The organism is Streptomyces sp. NBC_00016, from assembly GCF_045040885.1.
Lineage (GTDB): Bacteria > Actinomycetota > Actinomycetes > Streptomycetales > Streptomycetaceae > Streptomyces > Streptomyces coriariae.
In genome coordinates this window covers 5,140,399-5,154,365 of record NZ_CP108304.1, presented here as the reverse complement: position 1 = coordinate 5,154,365, position 13,967 = coordinate 5,140,399, and the positions used below count along the sequence as shown (strand labels likewise).

The 13,967-nt window shown below is 72.0% G+C and carries 12 protein-coding genes; 7 read left to right on the top strand and 5 right to left on the bottom strand.

All coding sequences use genetic code 11. From position 1 onward, the window contains the following. The first annotated feature begins 154 nt into the window (after positions 1 to 154). The 3 genes from OG933_RS22820 to OG933_RS22810 all read left to right on the top strand — a co-directional run bounded on the left by OG933_RS22820 (position 155) and on the right by OG933_RS22810 (position 3,080). Entirely contained in the window at positions 155 to 991 is an 837-nt protein-coding gene (locus OG933_RS22820; RefSeq protein WP_362524242.1) for a glycerophosphodiester phosphodiesterase, read from the top strand. A gap of 183 nt (positions 992 to 1,174) precedes the next feature. Further along, on the top strand, positions 1,175 to 1,813 hold the full coding sequence (locus OG933_RS22815; protein WP_037736715.1) for an ATP-binding protein: 639 nt from the start codon (positions 1,175 to 1,177) through the stop codon (positions 1,811 to 1,813). Positions 1,814 to 2,114: 301 nt separating this feature from the next. Further along, the gene (locus tag OG933_RS22810) at positions 2,115 to 3,080 is read left to right on the top strand and encodes a DUF5926 family protein (RefSeq protein ID WP_054242183.1); all 966 of its coding nucleotides are present in this window, start codon (positions 2,115 to 2,117) and stop codon (positions 3,078 to 3,080) included. 276 nt (positions 3,081 to 3,356) lie between these two features. Here the strand turns inward: OG933_RS22810 and OG933_RS22805 are convergent, their stop codons facing one another. Further along, positions 3,357 to 3,911 carry a hypothetical protein gene (locus tag OG933_RS22805; protein WP_405628700.1) on the bottom strand — a complete coding sequence of 185 codons (555 nt, stop codon included), beginning with the start codon at positions 3,909 to 3,911 and terminating at the stop codon, positions 3,357 to 3,359. A gap of 56 nt (positions 3,912 to 3,967) precedes the next feature. Then, positions 3,968 to 4,633, bottom strand: coding sequence for a bifunctional DNA primase/polymerase (locus tag OG933_RS22800; protein WP_020132756.1), 666 nt, complete (start codon positions 4,631 to 4,633; stop codon positions 3,968 to 3,970). Between the two features lie 524 nt (positions 4,634 to 5,157). Here OG933_RS22800 and OG933_RS22795 point away from each other — a divergent pair. The 4 genes from OG933_RS22795 to OG933_RS22780 all read left to right on the top strand — a co-directional run bounded on the left by OG933_RS22795 (position 5,158) and on the right by OG933_RS22780 (position 11,120). Continuing rightward, positions 5,158 to 6,693, top strand: coding sequence for a PP2C family protein-serine/threonine phosphatase (locus OG933_RS22795; RefSeq protein ID WP_405633481.1), 1,536 nt, complete (start codon positions 5,158 to 5,160; stop codon positions 6,691 to 6,693). Positions 6,694 to 6,798: 105 nt separating this feature from the next. Continuing rightward, positions 6,799 to 8,292, top strand: coding sequence for an aminopeptidase P family protein (locus OG933_RS22790; RefSeq protein WP_362524248.1), 1,494 nt, complete (start codon positions 6,799 to 6,801; stop codon positions 8,290 to 8,292). A gap of 99 nt (positions 8,293 to 8,391) precedes the next feature. Continuing rightward, positions 8,392 to 9,759 (top strand): PLP-dependent aminotransferase family protein, encoded by a 1,368-nt coding sequence (locus OG933_RS22785; RefSeq protein WP_405628697.1) that lies wholly within the window; start codon positions 8,392 to 8,394, stop codon positions 9,757 to 9,759. A gap of 143 nt (positions 9,760 to 9,902) precedes the next feature. Beyond that, on the top strand, positions 9,903 to 11,120 hold the full coding sequence (locus OG933_RS22780) for an MFS transporter (protein ID WP_405628695.1): 1,218 nt from the start codon (positions 9,903 to 9,905) through the stop codon (positions 11,118 to 11,120). A 221-nt stretch (positions 11,121 to 11,341) separates the two neighbouring features. Here OG933_RS22780 and OG933_RS22775 read toward each other — a convergent pair whose 3' ends face one another. From OG933_RS22775 to OG933_RS22765, 3 genes are all read right to left on the bottom strand, one after another. Beyond that, the gene (locus OG933_RS22775) at positions 11,342 to 12,175 is read right to left on the bottom strand and encodes a triphosphoribosyl-dephospho-CoA synthase (RefSeq protein WP_362524256.1); all 834 of its coding nucleotides are present in this window, start codon (positions 12,173 to 12,175) and stop codon (positions 11,342 to 11,344) included. Between the two features lie 9 nt (positions 12,176 to 12,184). Then, positions 12,185 to 13,132 carry an intradiol ring-cleavage dioxygenase gene (locus OG933_RS22770; protein WP_405628693.1) on the bottom strand — a complete coding sequence of 316 codons (948 nt, stop codon included), beginning with the start codon at positions 13,130 to 13,132 and terminating at the stop codon, positions 12,185 to 12,187. 149 nt (positions 13,133 to 13,281) lie between these two features. Continuing rightward, positions 13,282 to 13,743, bottom strand: a complete 462-nt coding sequence (locus OG933_RS22765; RefSeq protein ID WP_362524260.1) for an ATP-binding protein — start codon at positions 13,741 to 13,743, stop codon at positions 13,282 to 13,284. Positions 13,744 to 13,967: the final 224 nt, after the last annotated feature.

The window sequence follows — 13,967 nt, the reverse complement described above, 5'->3', positions numbered from 1 at the left end:
CCTCAGCTTTTCCCACGGGCCGTCAGAGCACCATAAGCGGTGGCTGTGGGTCCTTGGCCATTCCTTATATGGGTCATTACGTACAATAAGTGCGCATCATCGAAACATCTCAGAGGGTTCTCAGACGACCGGGCGCCGATGGCACCATGACGCGGTGACCCACGCACGGCAGCACCACATTCAAGTCGTCGCCCACCGCGGGGCTTCCGAGGAGGCCCCCGAGCACACCCTGGCCGCGTACAAGAAGGCGATCGAGGACGGTGCGGACGCCCTCGAGTGCGATGTACGGCTGACCGCGGACGGCCATCTCGTCTGCGTACACGACCGTCGCGTCAACCGTACGTCGAACGGCCGCGGGGCGGTCTCCGCCCTGGAGCTCGCCGACCTCGCGGCGCTGGACTTCGGCTCCTGGAAGACACGGGAGGCCCGCGAGGCCTGGCACGCGCGCGAGGAGGACCCCGACTGGGAGGTCCGGCCCGAGGACCGCGAGGAGACCTCCGTCCTGACCCTGGAGCGGCTGCTGGAGCTCGTCTCCGACGCGGGGCGCCGGGTGGAGCTGGCCATCGAGACCAAGCATCCGACGCGCTGGGCCGGACAGGTGGAGGAGCGGCTGCTGGTGCTGCTGAAGCGGTTCGGCCTGGACGCGCCGGCCTCGGCGGCCGAGTCCCCGGTGCGGATCATGAGCTTCTCGGCCCGCTCGCTGCATCGCGTGCGCGGCGCCGCGCCCACGGTGCCGACGGTCTACCTGATGCAGTTCGTCTCGCCCCGGCTGCGCGACGGGCGGCTGCCCGCGGGGGTCGGGATCGCCGGCCCCTCGATCCGGATCGTGCGCAACCATCCGGCGTACATCGAGCGCCTGAAGGGGGCCGGGCACCAGGTGCACGTGTGGACCGTGAACGAGACGGAGGACGTCGACCTCTGCGTCGAGCTGGGCGTCGACGCCATCATCACCAACCGCCCGGGCGAGGTGCTGCGACGGCTGGGCCGCTGAGCGGCGTCCGGCGGAAGTCACAGAAGTCCCAGAAGTCACAGAAGCCCCGTCCATACCTCTTGACCCCACAGCGCCGTTACAGCATCCTCCGTTCTCAGCCATACCGTCCAAATTTAGCCACTCACTGACAGGCCCCTCACAGGGAGTGCTCCGGCGCGTTCGGTCCGTGTTCGATCATGACGAATGCGTCGCCGGGGCCGCATTGGCCGGTTTCCGGTACAGGCCAATGGGGCATCCACACCGTGGCGTGGGGCGAAGGAGGTCTCGGGGGTGGCGTTGGTGGTGGCACAGGAGGTGCCCGCGTCGTCGAGCATGGCCGTACCCCATGGCCCTGCGGGCGTGGGTAATGCGAGACACCGCATGCGCGATCAGTTGCGCACGGGCGGGGTGTCGGAATCGGTCATCGATGACGCCGTACTGATCCTTTCCGAACTTTTGAGCAATGCGTGCAAGCACGGCAGGCCACTGGGCGACGCCCTGGCCGGGGACGGCGACGTCCGGGCCGCATGGCGTGTCGATCAGGGTGGCCGGCTGGTGGTCGAGGTGACCGACGGCGGCGGCCCGACCCGTCCGGCCCCGGCCACGCCCTCCGTCACCGCGCACGGCGGCCGCGGGCTCAACATCATCACGGCGCTGGCCGACGACTGGGGCGTTCGGGACGACGCCCGCGGCGAGGTCACGGTCTGGGTCGTCGTCCACGCGGACGTCTACGACCCCGACGCGGGCTGCCGGCGCGACGACTTCGCTTCCCGGATCGCGGCCCCTTCGGTGGCGTCGATGCCCGGCCTGGACTTCGCGGACGCGTTCGACGACCTGGACTAGACCGGAGACGGTCGGAACAGTCGTCGGAACGACACCGGAGGCAGCCGGAGACGGGTCGGAACGGTCGGAACGGTCGGAACGGTCGTCAGAACAACCGGAGACGGTGGGAACGGGTCGTCAGAACAACCGCAGGCGGTCGGAAACGGTCGGGGAGAGTCGTCGAAGAGGCCGGAGAGACCGCGGGGCCGAGCGCGGTGATCGTCGTCCACAGCCCCCGCGTCGTCCACAGGTTCCCGTGACGGAGCGTACGAACGGCTAGGCTCCCGCCGTACCAGACGAGCCGTACCCGGGAGACACCCAGATGGCCAAGAAGCGACCCCAGACGAAGGCCAAGCGGCCGCAGCCCACCGACGCGGACATCCCGGTCGTCGGCGCGCGGGAGCCCTGCCCGTGCGGCAGCGGCCGCCGCTACAAGGCCTGTCACGGCCGGGCCGCCGCGCATGCCGTGACCGAGCTGGTGCAGCGCCCCTTCGAAGGCCTGCCGGGCGAGGGCGACTGGGTGGCGCTGCGTGAGTTGGTGCCGGCCGCCACGGTCGAGCTGCCACTCAAGGGCGGTCTGCCCGAGGGCGTCCCGTCCGTCACGCTCGCCACGGTGCTGCCGATGGCCTGGCCCGCGCTGCGCCGCGACGACGGCTCGGTGCTCCTCGGCCTGCAGAACGACACGCCGTCGGGCGACATCAGCCGCGACCTGGCCGACACCCTGCGGCGGGCGCTGGATGCCGACCCCGGCACTCCGGTGCAGGCGCGCCGGGCGCCGGCCGACGGTCCGCGGATGCAGGATCTGCTCGACGCCGAAGGCGTGTTCGAGCCAGTTGTGCACAGCGGCTTCGAGTTCTGGGTCCCGGACCCGGAGAACGCCGCGCCGGAGGTGGCCGCCTCCCTGGAGCGCGCCAACGCCGCGGCGATCCCGACCGTGAAGCTGACCGGCGTGGACGCCGCGTACTGGTGCGAGACGCCGGAGAAGAACCACCTGCGCTGGGTCATGCCGCATCCGGAGGAGCGGCTTTTGGACGCCCTCGCGCGGCTGCACGCGGCGGGCCGTTCGAGCCTCGGCGAGGGCACGCGCCTGGTCGGCTCCTTCCGGGCGCACGGCCTGACGGTGCCGGTCTGGGACCTGCCGAGCGCGGTCACGGCGGACGACGTGGAGAAGCCGGCGGCCGAGTTCGCCGAGCGGCTCGCCACCGCCCTGGCCTCGGACGCGCCGCTCACGGCCGACGAGCGCCGCGCGCGGGGCGGTCTGACCAACCGACAGGTGACGCTCAGCTGACGTACAGCCGAGGACCCCGGCCGAACTGACCGACCGGTCAGCACTCCTTGTGTCGGCGGGTGCGTGACTCCGCTCACAACTCCCGCCCGCACAGGGTGAGTCGGCGTGAGAAGCGCCGTTTCGCCGGTGTCCGGAATACCGATGAAAACAAGAGATCGAATTTGCGTGGAGCAGATCTCTTGTTACCGTTCGAGTTGCCCGGTTGCTGATGCATCCCCCGTCGTCAGCAACCGGGTCTTTTCATGCCCGGCGCCGTTTACAGGGTTCAGTCGCACGTCAACTGCGTTCATCAGAACGGGTGTTGCTCCCGGAGCGCAGCAGCAGCGGTCCGTCGCCTGTCGCGCGCGCGAACTCCGCGACCGCCGTGTACGCCGCCAGTTCGCCCCGGGTCCGCTCATGGGGTGTCTCGCAGGATTCCGGCTCGTCCTCGGCACCCACGGCGCAGCGCGTCCGCACAGTGCGGCCCTCGGGCCCCATGAGGCTCAGGAAGGCGTCCAGGGCGCGCCCGGTGGCATTGCGGTAATAGGTGCGCGCCCAGCTGTCGTCACCCTGGGACAGCACGCAGGTCTGCGCCTCCACACCGTCGGGGGAGGTGAGTTCGGGGCCGCAGCGGGCGGCGGTGGCCAGCCCCAGGCCGAGCAGCAGCGGGGACCGGGAGGGTTCGACGGGCGGCGCCTTCGGATCCGTACCGCCGGTGGCGCGGATATCGGCCACTTCGACCGCGCCGGCCGTACGCCCTTCGTCGCCGACCGGCCCCGCGGACGCCATGGCCAGGGGCAGCGCGATCGCGCCTGCCACGGCGCCCACGAGGGCGAGGAGACGAAGGTTCATGTAGCGGAAGATAGAGGGCGAACGCCGGTGTCCTGTCCGGCGCGCGCCCGACACCCCTACAACTCGGGTGCGCTCACACCCGTACGAGTGAGGGCGTCGACGACGGCGTCCACCACGGCCTCGACGTCGGGCACCCAGGGCGAGGCCGAACCGGGCAGCGGCGCGCGCTCCCACCGGATGTCGCCGCGACCCGTCTCGGACGGCGGCAGGGCGATGTAGCCGCCCTCGCCGTGGAAGCGGAGGGAGCCGGGCACGAAGTCCTTGGCGTAGAGCAGCTCACCCAGCTGCTCCATCGTGTACGGCCGGACGAGGATCGACCAGCGGGTGGGCGAGGCGACGACCGGGCCGAGGCGGATGCCCTGCCGGTCGAGCGCCACGAGCGCGCGCGAGGCCGCGAGGGCGGGGAGACTGACCGCGCAGGGAGCCGTGCCCCCGGTGGCCAGGATGATCGGTGCGGTCGGCCGGTTGGTCCACCACCAGCGCACCATGCGCGCTTCGGTGGTGGCCGCGAGCAGGCCGGGGTCGAAGGGGTGAGCACCGGGGACCGTGCACTCCGGGTCGGGACAGCCACAGCGGGAACGCCCCTGCGGGTCCGCCGTCACGCCCGGGAGGACGGGCCACTGCCATTCCGTCGCGAAGGTCAGGGCCGAGTCGATCAACTCAGGTCCTCTGTCGCTGGACTGGGACAGGAGCCTGCGTCGCTTTCCGAGGATCTCGCGCATGAGCGCTCGTTCCTTTCCGTTGCACCGCTGGCAACACCGTGGGCCACATCACATCATGTGTCGATCACTTCACTGTGCGTACCTGTTGGCGCATCACACCCCTGTACGAGACAAGGGGAACCCCTCAGGGTCGAGCGGTGGCTGCTTCCGCGGCCACTCCGTCCGACTTGCATCCATCTAATGCCTGGGCGTGGCGTGGGGTGGCGAAGTCTGGCGTTTACCGTCGCGCGTATTTCTCTCCGCCTCCGCCACGGGAGGATGGGGCACGGTCGTCGATGACTATGACGCCCGGGCCGGTCACCAGGTTCCGGGAGGCTCCCAACGAGCTCCCGACGACACCTGGCCCTTACCGAGTACGTACCCATCACGACCGCTGTGACGCTCCGTGGAGCAAGCCCAGTCGACCGCAATCACCCGTTACCCGAGGCATTTTTAAGCCAACTTTACAATTCCGCAAGGGAGCCGGAAGAACTGTGCCCGATTCTCCCAAAGAGCCCACGGACACCAGCAAGCCCAGCAGGACAATGCTGGACATCCCCTCACGAGTGCGTGTACATGTGGAGACACCGCTAGCGGCGCAGAATGACATGGGGGTTTGCGATGCTTTTGAGCAATACGCTCCGGTCCGAGAGCCGGACACCATGAACGCCCCTCACCCTCCGAAAGTGGCTGGAATCGATTCAACGGTTCCCTCGCCCGCACACACTGTCGCGCCCGCGCCCGCCACCCCGGGCGCCCCGACGGTCCCTGCCGCCCCCACCGGCGCACCCGGCTCCACCGGCCCGGGCGCCCTCCTGACCGACCGGCTCGCCGGCTGGGTCTCCGATCTCACCACCCTCCACGAACTCACCGAACGCCTGGCCCGCACGGACGCGCTGACGGAGACCCTCCAGGAGATGCTGCACGCCGGAGCCGCCCTCGTGGGCGCCCGGCGCGGTCTCGTCGTCCTGGAGCCCGCCGACCGGCTCGGGCCGGACACCATGATCGGACTGGGCCTCGGCCGCGCCGATCTCGGCCATATCGAGACCGTGCCGCGCAGCGCCCTGTCCTACGGCCGCATCCTCGAGGGGCTGCCCGGCGGCGAGGGGGAGATCGCCGAGCCCGACCTGTTCGCCGAGGACGGCATGGACCCCCGCCACCGCGAGGTGGCCGCCCGCCTCGGCTACGCCGCCAGCTACGCGCTGCCCCTGGAGACGGACGGTGCTCCCGGCCGTCTGGGCGCGGCCGTATGGCTCTACGACGAGCCCGCCGAGCCGGACGAGCGTCAGCGTCACCTGATCGGCCTGTACGTCCGGTACGCCGCCGAGCACCTGGCGCGGCTCCTGGAGCTCGAACGCACCCGCACGTCCATGAGGACGATGGCCGAGGAGCTGCTGCCCTCCCGGCTGCCGCGCGTACCCGGCGTCCAGCTCGCCGCCCGGCATCACACCGGCCCGCGCGGGGGCGGCGACTGGTACGACGCGCTGCCGCTGCCGGACGCCGCGCTGGGCCTCGCCGTCGGGTCCGTCACCGGGTCCGGGCCGAGCGCGGTCGCCGCGATGGGCCGACTGCGCGCCTCCTTGCGGGCGTACGCCGTGATGGAGGGCGAGGACCCGGTCGCCGTCCTGTCCGACCTGGAGCTGCTGCTGCGGCTGACCGAGCCCGCCCGGTCCGCCACCGCCCTGTTCGCCTACTGCGAACCCGCCCTGCGCAAGATCACTCTGGCCGGCGCCGGGCACTGCCCGCCGCTGCTGGTCGGCGAGCGGCGCACGGAGTTCGTCGAGACCTCCGTCTCCGCCCCGCTGGGCATGCTGGCCTGCTGGGAGGCGCCGAGCGTCGAAATGGAGGCCGAGCCGGGCGAGACGGTTCTGCTCTACACGGACGGACTGCTGCACCGCACCGGCGAGCCCGTCGACCGTGCCTTCGCCCGGCTGCACGCGGCCGCCGCGGGGGTTCCGAGACCGCTGCGGCACGACCCGGGCGCGATCGCCGACCACGTGCTGCGCACCCTCCTGCCGGACGGCGCGGCCGAGCGGGACAGCGACGAGGACGTGGTGCTGCTGGCGGCGCGCTTCGAGTAGCGCGGAGGTGACATCGGGTGGCCGGCCCGGCAACAGGACCTTCGGCCCTGGACCCCCTTACGTACGTCCGTACGATGGAGGGGGTCCAGTGCCGTATCAAGGAGGATGACCGTGGCCGACGAGCTCACCCCGGCTGTGCCGGATGATGCTGCTACCGCAGCGGGCCCGGAGACTGAGTCCGAGGAGCCCATCAAGCAGCGGAAGAACGGCCTGTACCCAGGCGTCTCCGACGAGCTGGCCGAGAGCATGAAGTCCGGCTGGGCCGACACGGAACTGCGTGACCTGGAGCCGATCGCCCAGGCCGCCGAGACCGCCGCCCGCCGTGCCGCGCTCTCCGCGCGTTTCCCGGGCGAGCGCCTGGTGGTCCCCGCGGGCAACCTGAAGACCCGCTCGAACGACACGGAGTACGCCTTCCGCGCCTCCGTCGAGTACGCGTACCTCACCGGCAACCAGACGGAGGACGGCGTCCTCGTACTGGAGCCCGTCGCCGACGGCCACAAGGCCACCATCTACCTGCTGCCGCGCTCCGACCGCGAGAACGGCGAGTTCTGGCTGTCCGGCCAGGGCGAGCTGTGGGTCGGCCGCAGGCACTCGCTCACCGAGGCGGAGCGGCTGTACGGCATCCCGGCCTCCGACGTGCGCGAGCTGGCGGACAGGCTGCGCGAGGCCACCGGCCCGGTGCGGGTCGTGCGCGGCCACGACGCGGGCATCGAGGCGGCCCTGACCGACAAGGTCACCGCCGAGCGCGACGACGAACTGCGCGTCTTCCTCTCCGAGGCCCGCCTCGTCAAGGACGACTTCGAGATCGGCGAGCTCCAGAAGGCCGTCGACTCGACGGTCCGCGGCTTCGAGGACGTCGTGAAGGTCCTGGACAAGGCCGAGGCGACGAGCGAGCGCTACATCGAGGGCACGTTCTTCCTGCGCGCACGCGTGGAGGGCAACGACATCGGCTACGGCACCATCGCCGCCGCCGGTCCGCACGCCTGCACGCTGCACTGGGTGCGCAACGACGGCCCGGTCCGCTCCGGCGACCTGCTGCTGCTCGACGCGGGCGTCGAGACCCACACGTACTACACCGCCGACGTCACGCGCACGCTGCCGGTCAACGGCCGCTACAGCGAGATCCAGAAGAAGATCTACGACGCCGTGTACGACGCCCAGGAGGCCGGTATCGAGGCCGTCAAGCCGGGCGGCAAGTACCGCGACTTCCACGACGCCGCGCAGCGCGTGCTGACCGAACGGCTCGTCGAGTGGGGCCTGGTCGAGGGCCCGGTCGAGCGCGTCCTGGAGCTCGGCCTCCAGCGCCGCTGGACGCTGCACGGCACCGGTCACATGCTCGGCATGGACGTCCACGACTGCGCCGCCGCGCGCGTGGAGTCGTACGTCGACGGGACGCTGGAGCCCGGCATGGTGCTGACGGTCGAGCCCGGTCTGTACTTCCAGGCCGACGACCTGACGGTGCCCGAGGAGTACCGGGGGATCGGCGTCCGGATCGAGGACGACATCCTCGTCACGGAGGACGGCAACCGGAACCTGTCGGACGGTCTGCCGCGCCGCTCCGACGAGGTCGAGGCCTGGATGGCTTCGCTGAAGGGCTGACACATCAGCTGATCGATGGCCGGGTACTGGTGGGTACCCGGCCATTCACCTGTCCAGCAGGACTTCCGTCCAGGGGCGCTTCTGTCTAGGGGGACTGCGTTGAACGACTTCTGGTCCGGTGTCGGCGTCGACCTGCACCTGGAACCGGATGCCGCCGAAGGGCGGCGGGCCGGGCTGGAACGGGCGCTGCGGGACGCCGTGCGGGAGGGGCGGCTGGCGCCCGGCAGCCGGCTGCCTGCCACCCGGCGGCTCGCGGCCGAGACCGGCATCTCGCGCAACACGGTGAAGGCCGCCTACGACCAACTGGTCGCCGAGGGATATCTGACGGCGCGACAGGGCTCGGGCACCCGGGTCGCGGCCCTGCCGTCCGACGCCGCCGAACCGCCGGGCGCCGCCGCACACGCGCGTGAGCCGCGTTTCGACCTGCGCCCCGGGAGCCCCGACGTCGGGGCGTTCCCGGCCGCGGCCTGGCTGCGCGCGCTGCGCAGGGCCATCGCGACGGCCCCCTCACTGGCGTACGACTACGGCGACCCGCGCGGCCGCATCGAACTGCGCACCGCGCTCTCGGGATATCTGGGGCGGGCGCGGGGCGTCATCGCGCCGCCCGAGCGAATCGTGATCACCTCCGGGTACGTGCAGGGCCTCGCGCTCCTCACGCGCGTGCTGGGCGGCACCGGGATCGCGATGGAGGACCCCGGGCTGCCCTTCCACCGCGAGGTCGTACGACGCAACGGCGGGACCGTGACGCCGGTACCGGTGGACGAGCGCGGGGTGCGCGTCGGGGAACTGGGCGACGCCGGGGCCGTGGTCGTCACGCCCGCGCACCAGTACCCGACCGGTGTGACACTGCACCCGGGGCGGCGGCGGGCGCTCACGGAGTGGGCACGCGCGCGTGACGGGCTGATCGTCGAGGACGACTACGACGGGGAGTTCCGCTACGACCGCCAGCCCGTCGGCGCGCTCCAGGGGATGGCGCCGGGGCAGGTGGTCTATCTGGGCACCGCCTCCAAGACGCTCGGGCCCGCGCTGCGGCTCGGCTGGATGGTGTTGCCGCCGCAACTGGTGGACGCGGTCGCCGACGCCAAACTGCACAGCGACCACCACACCGAGTCCATCGGGCAGCTCGCGCTGACCGAGCTGATCCACAGCCACGCCTACGACCGGCACGTACGCGCGTGCCGGCTGCGCTACCGCCGCCGCAGGGACCTGCTCCTGGAACGGGTGGGCGCGGGCCGGGGCGTGCGCGGCATCGCGGCCGGGCTGCACGCGCTGGTGGAGGTCGGCGACGAGGCGGAGGTGCTGGCGCGGGCGGAGGCGGCGGGCCTCGCGGTGGGCCGTCTGGGCGAGCACTGGCACACTCCCGGCCCGGGGCGCCCGCAGGGGTTGGTCGTGGGGTACGGCACGCCCCGGGAGCGGCTGTATCCGGAGGCCCTGGACGTGCTGACGAAGGTCCTGGGCCGGGACTGACCGGAGCGGGACCCGAGCGGGACCGGACCATGATCGGACCGCAACCGGACCATGACTGGCCATGATCGAGCCATGATTGGGCCAGTTCCGCGGCCCGTGATTGGTGCTGTCGAGCGGCCCACTGCGGCTCTAGCGTCATCGGTATGTCGAAGACTCGCCCACGGCGGCTGCTCGCGCTCGCCCAGTTGAGCAACTCGGTCGGGGACGGCGCGTACTACACGACGTCGGCCCTGTACTTCACCCAGGTGATCGGTCTCGCCCCCGCGCGCGTGGGGCTCGGACTCACCCTCGGGTGGGCGGTCGGCTCGGTGGCCGGGGTGCCGCTGGGGCGACTGGCCGACCGGCGCGGGGCGCGCGGGACGGCGGTGCTGCTGGCCCTCGCGACCGGGCTGGCGGTGGCGTCCTTCACCCTCGTGCGCGGGTTCGTGCCGTTCGTGCTCGTGGCGTGCGGGTACGCGGCCGCGCAGTCGGGCCTCGCGGCGGCCCGGCAGGCCCTGCTGGCCGGACTGGTGCCCGCCGGGGAGCGGACGGGGCTGCTCGCGCGGCTCCAGGCGACCCTGAACGCGGGCCTGGCGGTGGGCGCCGGGCTCGGCGGGCTCGCGCTGAACGCCGGGACACGGGAGGCGTACCTCGGGGTGTTCGTGGTCGACGCGGTGAGCTTCCTGGTGTGCGCGTCGCTGCTCGCCCGGCTGCCCCGGGTGGCTCCCGGAAAGGTCCGGCCGCGCGGGAGCGGCCTGGGTGTGCTGCGGGACCGGCCGTACGCCCTGGTGGCGCTCCTGAACACCGTGCTGCTGCTGCGGATGCCGCTGCTCAGTCTGGTGCTGCCGCTGTGGATCACCGAGCGGACCGGGGCGCCCGCCTGGCTCGTCGCCGCGCTGTTCGTGCTCAACACCGCCGTGGTGACGGTGTTCCAGGTGCGGGCGGCGCGTGGCGTGACGGGGCTGGCGAGCGCCACGCGCGCGGTGCGTCGGGCGGGCTGGGTGATGTGTGCCGCGTGCGCGGTGTTCGCCCTGTCCGCGGGTGCCTCACCGTGGGTGGCGGCGGGCGTGCTGGTGCTGGGGTCGGTGCTTCAGGTGGTCGCGGAGATGGGGCAGTCCGCGGGCTCCTGGCAGCTCTCCTTCGATCTGGCGCCGGCCGACCGGGTCGGCGAGTACCAGGGGTTGTTCGGGACCGGTGTCACGGTGGCCCGCACCCTCGGTCCGCTGGTCCTGACCTGGCTGCTGGTCGAGTGGGGCACACCGGGCTGGCTGCTGCTGGGCGCGGCGATGGTCGCGGCGTCCTACGCGATGGGCCCGGCGGCCCGGAGGGCCGCGGCCGTCCGGACGACCGAGCCCTCGGCCGCGTTGGTCCCGGCGAGCTGACGGCGGCGCACGCCCACAGCACGACGGGACCACGCCCTGAGCACGCCCTCAGGCCGCCCCGCGCACGCCGCTGAGGCTGCCCGAAGGCCCCCGCCACCGGCGTCGCCCGTCACTCGACACCGCCGTCGACCACCGTCATCACCGTCACCGTCGGCGTCGACGTCGGCGTCGACGTCGACGTCGACGTCGTCCGTGACCGTCGTCCGTCGGCGTCGTCCGGCTCAGGCCGCGCGGGTGAGTGCGGCGACCGGCAGGGAGTCCACGAAGAGTGCGCCCGCCAGGAGGCCCGCGCTGCCGCGTGGGCTCCACGCGCGCGTGTGGAGGTCGGTGTCGAGGTCGGTCAGGGCCGCGCGGCCCGCCGGGGTCGCCGTGCCGCCCGCCTCCAGGATGCCGCGGGCACCGGCCTGCACATGACGCAGCCCCAGCGGGCCCGCGGTGTGCAGGAGTTCGGTGTCCTGGAGGGTGGACATGACGGTGAGCAGGGCGTCGAGGCGCGCCTCGGGCTCGTCCGCGCCGGCCGAGCGGGCCGCGGCGAGCGCGTCCAGGGCCCGCCGTACGTGCGGGAATCCGGCGCGTGCCTCGCCGCGGGCGCCGGCCGCGCCGTACTTCGCCGAGACGCTCGCGCCCCGCGAGGGCCGCCGTGGAGCGGCCCGGTCGGGGTGGGCGGCGATCCGCTTGGCGGTCGCGGCGACCTCGACGCCCCGCGCGCGGGTGTCGAGGGCGGCCGCCGCGACCAGCAGGCCGAGCGTCCACAGCGCGCCCCGGTGCCCGCCGCCGGCCAGGCCCACCGAGTGCTCGGTGCACCTCCCGATCGCGCCCAGCTCCGCGCGGAGCCGGGGCGTGGGTTCGCCGGTGCGGCGGGCGGCCGCGGCCATAGCCGCGAGGCCGGGTGCGAGCGCCTTGGCCGACCAGCGCAGCCCGCAGTGGTCCTTGCGGGTGACGCGGGCGGCCAGGTCACGTGGGTCGGGCAGGCCCGGCTTGGGAGCCAGGGCCAGTTGCCCCGTCAGCGCGGCCACCGCGGCCTGCGCGAGCGCCTCGTCCTCACGGCTTGTCATGTCCCGACCCTATGAGGAGGCGGAGGCCGACGGGGCGTCACTCGGCGGGGTGCCCGTCGGAGCGTCGCTCGGGGCGCCGCTGGGGGGCGTACCGCCGCCGCCTCCGCCGCCGCCCGCGCCGGTGTTCTCGGCGTCGGGGTCGACACCCAGGGTGATGGACCCCTTGTAGCCCTTGGAGGGGTCGGCCTTGTGCACGGCCTTCAGGGTCAGCAGACCGCTGGCGGTGCCTCCGCCGTCGTAGACCATGTCGTTGTCGAGGGTGGTGTAGCTGCCGGAGTGCTTGGAGTAGGGCTCCAGCGTGAAGATCTCCTCGGCGATGTCGTCGGGGAAGAAGAGCTGGCCGGTGTAGTTGACCTTGCCGCCCTCGTAGGTGCCGTCCTCCTTCTGGCCGCCCGTGTGCACCTTGAGGTGGATGTGGCAGGTGCGCGGGGTGTACCAGCCCGGGAAGATCGTCTCGAACTTGACGACCCCGTTGGCGTTGGCGATCTGGTAGCCACGCAGGTAGGTGTCGTCGTCGGCGGTGGAGCCGTCCTCGCTCTCCGCCGGGGCCGAACCGCCGGGGTTGGCGGTCGTGTAGCCGGAGTAGTAACCCCAGGCGTCGCAGTGCCAGATCTCGACGGCGGCTCCGGAGACCGGCGTGCAGCCGTCGGTGGCGTCGACGACGGTGAGGCGCAGGGTCAGCGGCACACCGCTCTTGCCCTCGGTGATGTCCTTGCGCACCAAGGCACCATCGAGGTAGTAGGGCCCTTCCGTGACGCTCGTCATCAGCGTCATACAGCTGCTGCTCGTGGAGGTCGAGGTGGCGGAGGTCGACGCGCTCGCCTCGGCGTCCGCGGCCGTGTCGGCGAAGGCCGACTGGTACCCGGCGACGGCGAGTCCGCCGGCCGCGACCGTGCCGCCGGTCACCGCGAGGGCGCGGCGCCGCGTGATGGTGGAGTCCTTGTGGTTTCCCGTCATGAACATGAACGTAGGAACGCCACCAGTCAGCGACATGGGGGAACGCTGAGAGCGACCTGTGAGTGCTGAGAAAGCTGAACTCCCGCTTCCCGGGGGCTCCTACCGGCCCTGACCGGCCAAGATCGGCAGCCGCTCCATCTGACGAAACGTCAGACGGCCATGAGGGGAGCGTCCTTGCGCCACTTGAGGATCTTGTCGAAGCTCACCACCGCACCGCTGCGCCCCGGCTTGTTGCCGATGTGGACGTGGTCGGCGAGTTCCTGGATGAGGCAGAGGCCGCGGCCGTGCTCCGCGTAGGTGTCGTCGTACGCGGAGCGGTCGACGCGGGGGGTGCGCCCGCCGGCGAAACCCGGCCCCGAGTCGGCGACTTCGATGCGGCACTTCTCGCCGTCGAGGTAGGCGGTGACGCGGTACGCCTCCGAACAGCCGCCGCGCGCGGCTCCCCCGCCGTGCTCGACGGCGTTGGCACAGGCCTCGCTCAGGGCCACGGAGAGGTCGTAACAGACGTCGGGATCGACGCCCGCCGTCTCCATGGTGCCGAGCAGCAGGCGGCGGGCGAGCGGAACGCTCGCGGCGTCGCGCCGCAGATGGAGTGACCACCAGATGCTCATGCTCCAGCCTCCAGGCCGCGGCTCGACATACCGATACGTATTGCCCCTCAAGGCCCTGTGTAAGCGCGAATTCCACGTGATGCCGCCCATATGGGGGATGCCCGCGGCCCTGAAATCGGTGTATGTAGGACTCAGGGTCATCAGTCGCACCAGTCACAACAGAAGGTGATCTTCCGCATCGTACGGAATCTTGTGGACCTGCCGTATGGCCGCGGTGAAGCCAG

Excerpts from the sequence above, each read along its gene's own strand:
- OG933_RS22780 (WP_405628695.1), top strand. The coding sequence starts at position 9,903 with ATGTCGAAGACTCGCCCACGGCGGCTGCTCGCGCTCGCCCAGTTGAGC.
- OG933_RS22770 (WP_405628693.1), bottom strand. The coding sequence starts at position 13,132 with ATGACGGGAAACCACAAGGACTCCACCATCACGCGGCGCCGCGCCCTC.
- OG933_RS22815 (WP_037736715.1), top strand. The coding sequence starts at position 1,175 with ATGCGTCGCCGGGGCCGCATTGGCCGGTTTCCGGTACAGGCCAATGGG.
- OG933_RS22800 (WP_020132756.1), bottom strand. The coding sequence starts at position 4,633 with ATGCGCGAGATCCTCGGAAAGCGACGCAGGCTCCTGTCCCAGTCCAGC.
- OG933_RS22775 (WP_362524256.1), bottom strand. The coding sequence starts at position 12,175 with ATGACAAGCCGTGAGGACGAGGCGCTCGCGCAGGCCGCGGTGGCCGCG.
- OG933_RS22790 (WP_362524248.1), top strand. The coding sequence starts at position 6,799 with ATGACCGTGGCCGACGAGCTCACCCCGGCTGTGCCGGATGATGCTGCT.
- OG933_RS22795 (WP_405633481.1), top strand. The coding sequence starts at position 5,158 with ATGCTGGACATCCCCTCACGAGTGCGTGTACATGTGGAGACACCGCTA.
- OG933_RS22765 (WP_362524260.1), bottom strand. The coding sequence starts at position 13,743 with ATGAGCATCTGGTGGTCACTCCATCTGCGGCGCGACGCCGCGAGCGTT.
- OG933_RS22810 (WP_054242183.1), top strand. The coding sequence starts at position 2,115 with ATGGCCAAGAAGCGACCCCAGACGAAGGCCAAGCGGCCGCAGCCCACC.
- OG933_RS22805 (WP_405628700.1), bottom strand. The coding sequence starts at position 3,911 with ATGAACCTTCGTCTCCTCGCCCTCGTGGGCGCCGTGGCAGGCGCGATC.